Raw genomic sequence first — 14,559 nt, forward strand, 5'->3', positions numbered from 1 at the left:
ACCAGCGATGCCGAGTGCCTCTGCCTACTTATCCCTTCGATCGCAAACGTTATTGGGTTGAGCCTGAAAAACCTCTAGGTGTTCCGGATTTAGATACACAACTATCAAAGTCGAATGGTACTAACTTAGGGGGAAATCAGTCCGACCGTACAACGAACCTTCCAGAATTTCAACCACTCAACTCGGCTGAACTTAGTGTCGTTGTAGGTGAGCCAAAAGTTGATACGACACCCGCGATCGCCCAGGGTAATAGCAGTCAATCAAAATTGCGTACCATTGTGGCTAATTTGCTGCAAATGAACCCTGATGAAATCGATGTTAATGCACCTTTCCTAGAAATGGGTGCCGATTCGCTGGTTTTGATAGACGCTGTCCACACGATTGAAAGAACCTTTGGAATAAAGGTTGCAATGCACCAGTTCTTTGACGGGTTGGCAACCATTGATACTCTGGCTACCTACATAGATCAACATATAACTCCAGAGTGGGCGCTGAGAGTTTACCCACAACCAGAGGTCAAGGCTACTGTGCCATCCCAACACTCAGCATTAGCGACAGATGTAGGTGCAAAAGAGGATGTATCTAGGTCTGGTGTGCCAAACAAGGTACAGGGGGTAGCGATACCTAAGACTGCGTTAGAACAAATTATGGCCAAGCAGCTTGATGTAATGTCTGTCATGTCTCAGGCCATATCTCAACAGCTAGAACTCTTAGGCAAGAACGGTTCTGAGCCAGGAAATTCTCTTTTAACCCAGACCGCCATTTTTGAATCTCTCAATCAAACAGTACCTAACGTTAACAATCCTGCGGAGGCATCATTTCCATCCCAAACCACCACAGATGCATCCTCGGACTCTACATCGGGTAAGACCGAGCCAGATCGAGTTAATGCAGAACCGATCGTACCTCTGTCAACACTCAAACCAGAACAGAACGGAAGGTTAAGCTCCGCTCCGCAGCTACATCTAGAGGAGTTGATTGCTCGCTATACCAAGCGTACTCAAAAATCGAAACAACAAAAGCAAGCCTACCAACCTGTTTTGGCTGACAGCAGAGCTTCTGCGGGATTTCGTCCTTCCATTAAGGAGATGCTTTATCCCATTATTGGAGAGCGCGCCAAAGGCTCAAGAATCTGGGATTTAGATGGAAACGAGTATGTAGACATCACAATGGGGTTTGGGGTACAGCTATTTGGTCACGATGCACCCTTTATCAAACAAGCCCTCGAAGAACAGTTGAAGCAAGGTCTACACCTGGGTCCACAATCAGATCTGGCAGGTGAGGTAGCTGAATTAATCTGCTCCATGACGGGCGTGCAGCGGGTAAGCTTCTGTAATTCGGGTACAGAAGCAGTGATGACCGCGCTGCGTCTGGCACGCACGGCAACGGGTCGTACTAAGATTGCTTTATTCTCAGGTTCTTATCACGGGCATTTTGACGGAGTTTTGGCTACACCACAGACTTTAGATGGAAAGCTAGTTTCTGTGCCAATAGCTCCTGGAGTACCACAAAACATCGTTGAAGATGTTTTGGTACTCGATTATGGTAGTCCTCAAGCGCTTGAGGTTCTGCAAGCACACGCTCATGAATTAGCAGCGGTTCTTGTTGAACCTGTACAGAGTCGCAGACCAGATTTACAGCCCAAAGCTTTTCTACAAAAGCTGAGGCAATTGACGGCAGCAGCAGGCACAGCGTTAATCCTTGATGAGGTAATCACAGGCTTTCGCATTCATCCTGGTGGGGCCCAGGCATGGTTTGACATTGAAGCCGACCTAGTAACCTATGGCAAAGTCATAGGTGGTGGCATGCCGATTGGGGTCGTGGCTGGCAAGGCTACCTACATGAACGGAATTGACGGGGGTCTGTGGAATTATGGAGATGCGTCATTTCCTCAGTCCAAAAAGACTCTTTTCGCAGGAACCTTCAACAAGCATCCTCTGATCATGGCTACTACACGAGCTGTACTCAAGCATCTCAAGGAGCATAGCCCAGTTATTCAGCAGCAGTTGAATCAACGCACATCCCAGTTAGCTGAAACTTTAAATACTTACTTTAAAGCCGAGGCTGTACCCATCCGCATCGTGCATTTTGGTTCGCTGTTTCGCTTCGCCTTTTCGGAAAATCTAGATTTGTTCTTCTATCATTTGCTGGAAAAGGGTGTCTACGTCTGGGAAGGACGCAACTGTTTTCTGTCCACGGCACATACCGAGGCAGATATTAATTATGTGATACAGACGGTTAAAGATAGCGTCAAGGAGTTACGAGAGGGCGGTTTATTTTTCGGACGTTCACACACGCTGCTAGAGGGTAATCAAGAGCAAAATGGAAAATCAAACACTCTAACAAAACCACTTTCTGCGAAAGAGTCTGACACAGCATCTGTCTTTTTAAATACTCAAAAAAGAACTGATGAAAAAGAAAAGGAAGCAGACAAATTTCCCCTAACAGAAGCTCAAAAGCAACTCTGGATTTTGGCACAACTAGAGGACAATGGCTCACTTGCATATAACATGACCACAAGCCTACAGTTGCGGGGCTCGTTTCAGTTAGCGGCAATGTATCAGGCAGTACAGAAAGTTATAGAGCGTCATGATTCTCTACGGACAATTATTAGTAGCCAGGGCGATTTTCAACAGGTATTGCCATCTTTGAAGGCAGAGGTTCCTTTGGTTGACTTGTCAGCTGTGGATATTTGTGAACGTGAGTCAAAAGTAGCTGAATGGTTTACACAAGAAAGCCGAAAACCTTTCGTTCTTAGTGAGGGACCTCTCTTGCGTTGTCGTATCCTCAAGCTAGAGGAACAACTGCATTTACTAGTTCTAACAGCTCATCATATTGTTATGGATGGCTGGTCAATTAGTTTGTTGTTACAAGAGGTAAGTGCCTTTTATTCAGCAGAGTGTCAGGGTACGGTTTGTGAGCAGGAGCCACCGCTGCAATTCAAAGACTATATCCAAGAGCAGCTAAAGCAGAGTCAGTCTGCAGAGATGGCGAAACATCAAGCTTACTGGGTTAAGCAATTTGCCGATTCAATTCCTATTTTGAACTTACCTACAGATCGCCCGCAACCGTTTGTAAAGACCTATAAAGGAGCAAAAGCAAGCCTAAAGCTTAAGCCCAACTTGTGTGCTTCGCTCAAAACACTTAGCAAACAGAAGGGGTGTACGCTCTTTATGACGCTGCTAGCAGGCTACATGGCTTGGCTGCACCGATTGACAAATCAGGATGATATTTTGGTGGGTATTGCAGTAGCGGGTCGAACACTCAAAGGTAGTGAAAAGATAGTGGGCTACTGTAGTCACTTACTGCCAATACGAAGTTCTCTAGTTGGGTTTCCTGGATTTTCAGAATATCTAACTACGATTAGGCATACATTATTGGATGCTTACAAACATCAGGATTATCCCTTTGCCAGCTTAATCAATCAATTAAAACTACCCAGAGACCCTAGTCGCTCTTCTCTAGTCACCGCAACATTTAACCTAGAACCCGCCTTGGGTGTACCAACGATGTTTGGACTCGATCTTGAGTTGGTCTCACCTCCTATTAATTATGCGGACTTTGATATCGACTTGAATGTCATCGAGAACAACGGTGAATTGCTGCTGCAGATGAATTACAGCACCGACTTGTTCGAGGCAGAAACCATTAACCGGATGCTAGGTCATTTCCAGACTTTGCTAGAAGGCCTCGTCGCTGAACCCGAGCAGCGGCTATCAGACTTGCCCCTACTGACACAGTCCGAGCGCCATCAGCTGCTGGTGGAATGGAATGATACGCAGACCAATTACCCGCACGATAAGTGCATTCATCAGCTTTTTGAAGCCCAAGTAGAGCGGACACCCGATGCTGTAGCAGTAGTCTTTGAATCCCAGCAACTCACCTACGGGGAGCTCAACCGCCGTGCGAATCAGGTGGCACATCACCTACGTTCTCTAGGCGTAGGCCCGGAGACTCTGGTAGGCATCTGTGTAGAGCGCTCTTTACAGATGATAGTAGGACTCTTGGGCATTCTCAAAGCGGGTGGGGCTTACGTACCCCTAGACCCTGGGTATCCCCACGAGCGCTTGGCTTTTATGCTGGAAGATTCACAGGTCCCGATCTTGCTGACTCAACAGCGGTTAGTCCATGGGTTGCCTGAGCATAAGGCAAAAGTGGTCTGTCTGGACAGAGACTGGATAATCATCGCCCAAGAGGGTACGGAGAATCCAACTAGCAACGTAACACCTGACAACCTGACCTATGTGATCTACACCTCCGGATCAACCGGAAAGCCAAAAGGTGTTTGTATACCCCATCGGGCTGTGAACCGTTTGGTCTTGAACACAAACTACTTGAAGTTAGAGCCTTCTGACAGGGTCGCTCAAGCTTCAAACTGTTCCTTTGATGCCGCCACGTTCGAGATTTGGGGAGCGCTGCTTCAAGGTGCTCAGCTCATCGGAATTGCCAAGGATCTAGTCCTTTCACCCCAGAACTTCGCAACCCAAATTCGTGAGCAAGGGATCAGCGTGTTGTTTTTGACGACAGCCTTGTTCAATCAGTTGGCAAGGGAAGTGCCCTGGGCTTTCCATTCGGTACGACACCTGCTATTTGGCGGCGAGGCTGTCGAGCCTAGGTGGGTTAAAGCCGTGCTGCAACATGAGCCACCGCAGCGATTGCTTCATGTTTATGGGCCGACAGAGAGTACAACCTTCACTTCCTGGAATTGGGTGCAAGACGTCCCGGAGGCGGCTACAACCATACCCATCGGTCGCCCGATCGCTAATACACAAATTTATCTGCTGGATCAGAATCTACAGCCTGTGCCTATCGGTGTTCCCGGCGAGGTGTACATTGGCGGTGCTGGTCTGGCCCGAGGTTACCTCAACCGTCCAGAGTTGAACACCGAGAAGTTCATCCCCAACCCGTTTGGCAAAGCAGCGGGTGGGCGCTTGTATAAAACTGGTGATCTAGCGCGCTACCTGAGTGATGGCAACATCGAGTATCTCGGTCGTCTTGACGAGCAGGTGAAGGTGCGGGGCTACCGCATCGAGCTAGGGGAAATTGAGGCTGTACTGAGACAACACCTGGCTGTAGACGAGGCAGTGATTGTGGTTCGAGAGGATGTCCCCGGCAACAAGCGCCTGGTGGCCTATCTAGTGATCAACCAGGCAACTGCACCCACGATTCCCCAACTACAGCAGTTTCTCAAGCAGAAGCTGCCCGAGTATATGGTGCCTAGTGCCTTCGTGCTGCTGGACGCTCTGCCACTGACACCCAACGGTAAAGTAGACCGCCGCGCCCTCCCGGCTCCTGACACGACTAGACATGAAGGGGAAGGAGCTTATGTAGCGCCTCAAACTCCTGTAGAGGAGATGGTCGCTGGAATTTGGGCTGACATTCTGACAGTGAAACAGGTCAGCATATACGATAATTTCTTTGATTTGGGTGGGCATTCCTTGCTAGCAACCCAGCTCATCTCCCGGGTGCGCGATACTTTCGGTGTAGAATTACCCTTCCGTGGTCTGTTTGAGTCTCCCACGGTAGCTTCCCTAAGCGATCGTCTGGAGAGACTCCTTCAAGCAGAGCAGGGTCTTGTGGCACCGCCCCTGCTGCCCGTGGAGCGGGAGGGAGAACTGCCTCTGTCCTTTGCTCAAGCTAGGCTCTGGTTCCTAGAGCAATTGGAACCTGGTAGCTGGGCATACAACATACCAGTAGCCGTGCGTCTTACAGGTTCGCTCGATGTAGCGGCACTGAAACAGAGCCTCCAGGAAATCGTCGAGCGCCACGAAGCCCTGCGCACTACCTTCCGGACGGTAAGTGGAGAACCGACACAGGTGATCGCCCCAGTCTTAGCCTTGACCGTGCCACTGGTAGATTTGTGCGATTTGCCAGAAGCCCAACAGGAGACCCAGGTCGAGCGGTTGGCTACCGAGGAAGCACAGCAGCCCTTTGACTTAGCAATGGGTCCATTGGTGCGAGCAACATTGCTACATCTGGGTGAAGCCGAACACGTACTGCTGCTGACAATGCATCACATTGTCAGTGATGGATGGTCGATAGGAGTCCTGATCCGAGAGCTGGCGGCACTCTACGAAGCCTTCTCGAGCCGGAGACCTTCACCGTTACCCCAATTGCCCATCCAGTACGCGGATTTTGCCCATTGGCAGCACCAGTTGCTACAGGGAGAAGTGTTGGCAGCTCAGCTTTCTTACTGGCAGCAACAACTGGCGGGAGCTCCAGCAGTGCTGGAGCTACCCACAGACCGACCCCGACCAGCGGTCGGGACCTACGGAGGTGCGACCCAATTTCTGGCTCTCTCGGCACCCCTGAGCCAAAAGCTCAAAACCCTAAGCCAGCGGTCAGGTGTCACCCTGTTTATGACCCTACTGGCGGCATTCCAGACGTTGCTTTACCGCTATACGGGACAAGACGACATCTGTATAGGCTCTCCCATTGCCAACCGCAACCGCAGCGAAACCGAGGGGTTAATTGGCTTTTTCGTGAACACGCTGGTTCTGCGCACAAATCTGTCGGAAAATCCAAGTTTCCAGGATTTACTATTTCGGGTGAGGGAAGTGACTCTGGGTGCTTATGCTCACCAAGACCTGCCCTTCGAGCAGTTGGTGGAAGCACTACAGCCCGAGCGGAACCTGAGCCATCAGCCACTGTTCCAGGTAATGTTTATCCTTCAGAATGCCCCGATGCCAGCTCTGGAACTTCCAGATCTGACCTTAAGCTCCCTAGAGAGGGAAAACTCGACGGCAAAGTTCGATTTAACCATGTCGATGGAGGACACCGAGCAGGGATTGGTGGGGTCGTTGGAATACAACACCGACCTGTTCGATACAGCAACAATTAGCCGGATGCTGGAGCATTTCCAGACCTTGCTAGAAGGCATTGTTACCGAACCCGACCAACGGCTATCAGACTTGCCCCTGGTGACACAGCCAGAGCGCCAGCAGTTGCTGGTGGAGTGGAATGACACCCAGACAAAGTATCCCTGCGACAAGTGTATCCACCAGTTGTTTGAAGCTCAGGTACAACAAACTCCAAATGCAGTAGCTGTAGTGTTTCAAGACCAGCAACTCACTTACCACGAGTTGAACATTAGAGCCAATCAACTAGCACACCACTTGCGTTCTCTGGGCGTAGGTCCCGATGGTCTGGTGGGCATCTGCGTGGAGCGCTCACTAGAGATGGTAATAGGAATGTTGGGTATCCTCAAAGCTGGTGGTGCTTATGTGCCTTTAGACCCAGACTATCCCTCTGAGCGCTTAGCTTATATGTTGTCGGATTCACAGGTGCCAGTGCTGTTGACTGAAGAAAAGTTGATGTCAAGGCTTTCGGAGCATCAAGCGCGTGTGGTCTGTTTGGATAAAGACTCGGGGGTAACTCTGACGGAGAACGAGGAAAATCCGGTCAGTGGAGTCAAGCCAGAGAACTTGGCTTATGTGATTTATACATCGGGTTCTACGGGAAAACCCAAGGGCGTTCTAGTTACCCACCAAGGATTATGCAACTTAAGTGCGGCACAAATTCGGCTCTTCGGTTTGCGCTCAGACAGTCGTGTTCTCCAATTCGCTTCATTTAGCTTTGATGCTTCAATCTGGGAAATTGTCATGGCTCTTTGTTCCGGAGGAATGCTTTGTCTGGGAACGCGGGAATCCTTGCTACCTGGACCTAGTTTGATGCAGTTTTTGCTAGAGCACGCTATTACACATATGACGCTCCCCCCGTCAGCACTAGCCACTCTACCGACTGAGGACTTGCCAGCCTTGCAGAATATCATCGTGGCGGGAGAGGCTTGTTCGACTGGCTTAGTAGCACAATGGTCAAAAGGCAGACGATTCTTCAACGCTTACGGCCCAACTGAATCAACTGTGTGTGGAACTGTGTATGAATGCTCCAATGGCAGCCACAAGCTACCCATTGGACGTCCCATCATCAACACACAGGTTTATATTCTAGATCCGCATCTACAGCCTGTCCCTGTGGGAGTTCCAGGCGAGTTGTACATTGGTGGCGCGGGACTGGCGCGAGGATACCTCAACCGTCCGGAGTTAACCAGCGAAAAATTTATCTGTAATCCCTTTAGTGATGAACCACGCGCTCGCCTTTACAAGACTGGCGACCTAGCTCGCTATCTGCCTGATGGTAACATCGAGTTTCTTGGTCGCCTTGACGACCAAGTAAAGATTCGCGGCTTCCGCATCGAGCTAGGGGAGATTGAGGCTCTGCTGGGACAACACCCGGCTGTAAACGAGGCAGTGGTTGTGGTTCGAGAGGATGTCCCCGGCAACAAGCGCCTGGTGGCTTATGTCGTACTCAACGCGTCGCCAGCGCCTTCAATGCAGGAACTGCTGCATCATTTCCTAAAGCAGCAGCTCCCTGAGTACATGGTGCCGAGTGCCTTGGTGCTGCTTTCGGCTCTACCACTGACACCCAATGGCAAGATAGACCGTCGTGTCCTCCCGGCTCCTGACATGGCTAGGCCGGAATGGTCAGGGGCCTTAGTGTTACCCCGCACCCCTGTAGAAGAGCAACTAGCGAGAATCTGGGCTGATGTTCTAGGGCTGCAACAAGTCGGCATCCACGATAATTTCTTTGAAGTAGGTGGAGACTCCATCCTTAGCATTCAAATCATCGCCAGAGCGAATCAGGCGGGGCTAAAACTCACCCCCAAGCAGTTGTTTCAGCATCAGACAATCGCGGAATTGGCAGAAGTAGCAGGTACAGGTGAAGCTAACCAGGCCGAACAGGGTTTGGTCACAGGAGAAGTGCTGCTGACGCCTATCCAGCGATGGTTCTTTGAACAGGAGCTGCCACAACCGCACCATTGGAACCAAGCGCTGCTGCTGGAAGTGCGGCAACCTGTGGACGTGGTTGTGTTGCAGCAGGTGGTGCAGCAATTGCTAGAGCATCACGATGCGTTGCGCCTCCGCTTTGTGCGCCAGCCCAATGGTTGGCAACAAATTAACGCCCTGCCAGATGAGACGCTAACTGTGGCACGGGTGGATTTGACGACGCTGCCGCAAACGGAACAAAGCGGGGCTATTGAAGCAGCAGCGACAGAACTACAGGCGAGTTTGAACCTAGAGTCCGGATGGCTGGTGCGAGTGGCGCTGTTCGACCTAGGTCCAAACCAGCACCAGCGGTTGCTGTTGGCGATCCATCACTTGTTAGTAGATGGCGTCTCTTGGCGAATTTTGCTAGAAGACTTACACACTGCCTACCAGCAGCTCAGTAGAGGGGAGGCTATTGTGCTGCCAGCTAAGACAACTTCTTTCCAGACTTGGGTTCAAAGGTTGAGCGATTATGCACAAGCGGTCGCGCTAGAGCAAGAACTGGACTACTGGCTGGATTGTTCGGGTTCTGGCGTCGCCCCCCTGCCATTAGATTATCCCCAAGATAAGCAAGTCAACACCGTAGCCAGTGCCAATAGCGTATCCGTTTCACTGAGTCTGGAAGAGACTCGCGCCCTGTTGCAAGAGGTACCGCAGGCTTATAACAGCCAAATTAACGATGTGCTGCTGACAGCTCTAGTACAGACTTTTGCGCAGTGGACTGGCACTGGGTGCCTGCTGATTGACCTAGAGGGACACGGGCGAGAGGAAATCTTGGAAGGGGTGGATCTGTCACGCACTGTGGGCTGGTTTACGACTCTCTTCCCTGTGCTATTAGACATAACGGAAGCTTCAGATCCAGGGGAAGCGTTGAAATCGGTCAAAGAACAACTGCGTTGCATTCCGAACCGGGGGATTGGCTATGGTTTGCTGCGCTATCTCAAGGAGGACAAAGCAATCGCCCAGAAACTGCGAGCCATTCCTCAGACCGAGGTGAGCTTCAACTACCTAGGTCAGTTCGATCAGATGCTGTCGCCAGATGGGATGTTTGGACTAGCAAAAGAGTCCAGCGGCTCAGAATATAGCCTCCTGGGAAGACGAAGCCATCTTTTGGAAATTAACGGGTTTGTGGCTGAAGGTCAGCTGCAACTCAATTGGACATACAGCTCAAATCTGCATCAAAGAGCTACTGTTGAGCGTCTCGCCGAAGGTTTTATGGCTGCAGTGCGATCGCTCATTGCCCACTGCCAATCGCCTGAGGCAGGTGGCTATACGCCTTCTGATTTTCCATTTGCGAAGCTGGGTCAAAAAGATCTTGATAAGTTCATTGCCAAAATCAGCCAAACCACCAAATTGAAGGAGAATATGGAGGATTTATATGAACTTTCTCCCATGCAGCAGGGGATGTTTTTCCACAGCCTTGCGGCTCCGGAGTCTGGCGTGTATGTCGAGTCTCTCAGCTGTAGCGTGCAGGGGAACCTGGACATTTCAGCCTTCAAGCGGGCTTGGCAGAAGGTAGTGGAGCGACATCCAGTTTGGCGTACCTCGTTTTATTGGGAGGGCTTTGATAAGCCCCTTCAAGTAGTAAACCGATGCGTGAGCTTGCCCTGGCAACAGCACGACTGGCGGGGACGTTCTCCTGTAGACCAGCAAGAGCAATTGGAGGCTTTCATTCAGGCAGAGCGAAAGCGGGGCTTTGAACTCTCCGAGACCCCACTGATGCGTCTAGCGCTGATCCAGATGGACGATGATGTCTACGAATTTATTTGGAGCCACCACCACTTACTGCTGGATGGATGGTCGCTACCTTTGGTACTCAAGGAAGTCTTTGCCTTTTATGAAGCGTTCTGCCAAGGTCAAGACTTACACCTGAAACGCAGTCGTCCCTACCGCGACTATATCGCTTGGTTGCAAGAGCAGGACTTGACGGGGGCTGAGGCATTCTGGCGACAGGCGCTCAGCGGTTTAAGTGTACCGACTCCGCTATCCGTCGATCGAGCATTGGGAAGCTTGTCGAGTGAGGTGGAGAGCTACGATGAGCAAGAAATCCAACTATCAGTAGCAGCGACAGCAGCCCTCCAGTCCTTGGCTCGAGGGCATCAACTGACTGTGAACACCTTGGTGCAGGGAGCCTGGGCGATCCTTTTGAGCCGCTATAGCGGACAGGAAGATGTCGTCTTTGGGGCTACCGTCTCGGGTCGTCCAGCAGAGTTAGCGGGGGTTGAGTCTATGGTGGGGCTATTTATCAATACCCTAGCGATACGGGTGCAAGTGTCGCCACAGGCTTTCCTGTTTGACTGGTTGCAGCAGCTCCAAGCTCAGCTTGTCGAGTTGCGCCAGTACGAATACAGCTCACTGGTACAGGTGCAAGGATGGAGTGATGTACCTCGAGGGCTGCCCTTGTTTGAGAGCATTGTAGTCTTTGAAAACTACCCGGTAGATGCTTCCTTGCAGAAGCAGGGTGGCAGCTTAGAGTTTCGTAAGGTTCGTGGCTTTGAGCGGACAAACTATCCCCTCACCTTGGTAGCATTGCCCGGTGCGCAATTGTCACTACAGCTAAGCTACGATTGCCGCCGCTTTGATGCGACTACTATCAGTCGGATGCTGAGGCATTTGCAGACTTTGCTCGAAGGTATTGTTGCCAATCCTGGAGAGCGCCTTAAGAACTTGTCGCTGCTTACACAGCAAGAACGCCATACTCTGCTGGTGGAGTGGAATGACACCCAGGTGGATTACCCCAAAGATGTATGTATCCATCAGCTGTTTGAAGCCCAGGTCAAGCGAACCCCCGATGCTGTAGCCGTAGTCTTTGAAGACCAGCAACTCACCTACCGGGAATTGAACCGCCGGGCGAATCAGGTGGCGCATCACCTGCGTTCTCTGGATGTAGATCCGGATAGTCTGGTGGGAATCTGTATAGAGCGCTCGTTGGAAATGGTAATAGGACTGTTGGGCATTCTCAAAGCGGGTGGAGCTTATGTGCCGTTAGACCCAGACTATCCCTCTGAGCGCTTAGCCTATATGTTAAATGATTCACAGATGCCAGTTTTAGTGACGAGTCAAAAGTTGTCTGCTGCATTGCCAGAAAACCAAGCGCGTGTTGTTTGCTTGGACGAAGATTGGGGGATAAACTCGGCAGACAGTGACCTAGCTCCAGTCAGTAGTGTTACAGATGAGAACCTGGCTTATGTGATTTATACCTCCGGCTCTACTGGAAAACCTAAGGGAGTGGCGATCGCTCATCGAAGTCTGGTGAATGCCTATCTGGCTTGGGAAGATGCCTATCAACTGCGGAGCTTGTGTACCAGTCATTTACAAATGGCGAGTTTCTCTTTTGATGTTTTTTCAGGAGATATGGTTCGGGCGCTTTGTTCGGGAGCGAAGTTAGTCATCTGCCCGCGCGAGTGGCTTTTAGAGCCTGAAAAACTGTATGAATTGATGCTCCAAGAGAAGATTGATTGTGCAGATTTTGTTCCAGCGGTTCTTAGGAATTTGATTCACTATTTGGAGAGAACAAAGCAAGACCTTAGCTTCATGCGGTTGCTGATAGTCGGTTCAGATAGCTGGCATATAAAGGAGTATCAGCAATTCCAGCGTTTTTGTGGCGCTCAAACGCGTCTGATTAATGCTTACGGAGTGAGTGAAGCAACCATTGACAGTTCGTATTTTGAAAGTGCCGCAGTCAGCTTGTCTGTTGATAGGCTAGTCCCCATTGGGCGTCCCTTTGCCAACACCCAAATCTACATCTTAGATTCCCATCTCCAGCCAGTGCCCGTCGGCGTTGCAGGCGAACTGCATATTGGTGGTGTTGGCCTGGCTCAAGGCTATCTCAATCAACCAAAGTTGACGGAGCAGAAATTCATCCCTAACCCTTTGAGCAATGAGCCAGGAGACCGCCTTTACAAAACCGGTGACCTGGGTCGTTATCTGGCAGACGGCACTATTGAGTTCCTGGGACGCCTTGACGACCAAGTAAAAATTCGCGGCTTCCGCATCGAGCTAGGGGAGATCGAGGCGGTGCTGGGACAACACCCGGCTGTAGACGAGACCGTGGTCATGGTTCGAGAGGATGTCCCCGGCAACAAGCGGCTGGTGGCCTATGTGGTGGTTAACCAGACATCTGCCCCAACAGTTTCCCAGCTGCACCTGTTCCTGAAGCAGAAGCTGCCTGAGTATATGATTCCCTCAGCGATAGTGAAGCTAGAGGCTCTGCCCTTAACCCCCAATGGGAAAGTAGATCGCCGTGCTCTCTTGGCTCCTGACACGGCTAAACCTGAGCTAGAGTCGGCCTTCGTCGCACCCCGTGACACTTTGGAACTGCAGCTGGCCCAGATCTGGGAAGATGTTCTGAATGTCCGCCCCATCGGCGTTACCGATAACTTCTTCACTCTGGGTGGTCACTCCCTCCTAGCTGTGCGCTTAATAGCTCTACTTCAGGAGCAATTTGAACAAAATCTGTCCTTGGCTACGCTGTTCCTTGCGCCGACAATTGAACATCTCGCTAGTAATCTCCGCCAGCCCACGGATGAGCAACAATGGTCTCCCTTGGTAAAAATTCAGTCCGGTGGTTCAAAGCGACCTTTTTTCTGCGTACCAGGGAGTGGTGGAAATGTTATCTACTTCTACCATTTGGCGCGTCATCTCGGTTGGGACCAACCATTTTATGGCCTGCAAGCACGAGGCCTTGATGGGGAACAGATGCCTCATACCCAAGTCGAGGACATGGCAGCTTATTACATTGAAGCGCTACAGAGGGTTCAACCACAAGGCCCTTACCTTCTAGGAGGTCATTCCTTTGGCAGCTATGTAGCATTTGAGATGGCCCTACAGTTGCTTCATCAGGGACAAGAGGTGGCTCTGCTCGCCATTCTGGACACAGAGGCACCGCTTTCTACAAACAAACCTGTAGAGGTTGAGCATGAGGATGATGATGCTAGATACTTAACCGAGCTGGCAATGACGATCGAACAATTGGTCGGAAAGAACTTATCGGTATCTTACGAGGATCTTCAGCCCCTGGCTCCGGACGAGCAATTGAACTACATTCTGGAGCGGTTGAAAACAGTCAACGTCTTCCCTCCAGAGACTAAATTATCGCAACTTCGCGGTCTGGTGCAAGTTTTCAAAGCTAACAATCAAACTCATTATGTGCCACACGAAGTATATCCGAATCAAATTACCGTTTTCTCTGCTAGTGAACAGTTCTGCGATGATCCAGCCATGGGTTGGGATAAGGTTTCTTCTGAACCCGTAGAGACCTACTCAGTCCCGGGCGATCACAACACGATGGTGACCGAACCCCACGTCCGGGTTTTAGCAGAAAAGTTAAGAGCCTGCCTCGATAAGGCACAGGCAGATGATGAAAGAAAATAAGATCACCCAACTTCAGGGGGCGACAACGAGTCTAAAGAGGTTGCTCCATCAGCTTGATAGCTCTTAATCCCCTCTGATAAAACGCTCGCCCCTTAGGAACTAAACTCATCATGGACTCTACCCACTCCTGACAGCAGTCCAAGGCAATCAACCAATTTTCGCCATATAAACCAATCCAAAACTTACTATGTCTTTTTCTATTTCTCCCTGGCTCTTTGAGACGACATACATAGGGCTTGCTGAATAATCGATCGCAATTGACGTGGCGAAAGGTTATTCGAGGGCGCGAGCGAGAGTAAAGTGCAAGATAAACAGGTAAAATAGGTCAAAACCCGTGCATCACCACCTGCGAGCGTGTACC

The 14,559-nt window shown here is 50.6% G+C and carries 1 protein-coding gene; it reads left to right on the forward strand.

Going from position 1 to position 14,559, the window contains the following annotated elements:
• Positions 1-14 precede the first annotated feature (14 nt).
• The gene (locus tag QUB56_RS34720; protein ID WP_332960906.1) at positions 15-14,198 is read left to right on the forward strand and encodes an amino acid adenylation domain-containing protein; all 14,184 of its coding nucleotides are present in this window, start codon (positions 15-17) and stop codon (positions 14,196-14,198) included.
• The last annotated feature ends 361 nt before the right edge of the window (positions 14,199-14,559 follow it).

This window comes from Microcoleus sp. AR_TQ3_B6 (assembly GCF_036702785.1).
Lineage (GTDB): Bacteria > Cyanobacteriota > Cyanobacteriia > Cyanobacteriales > Microcoleaceae > Microcoleus.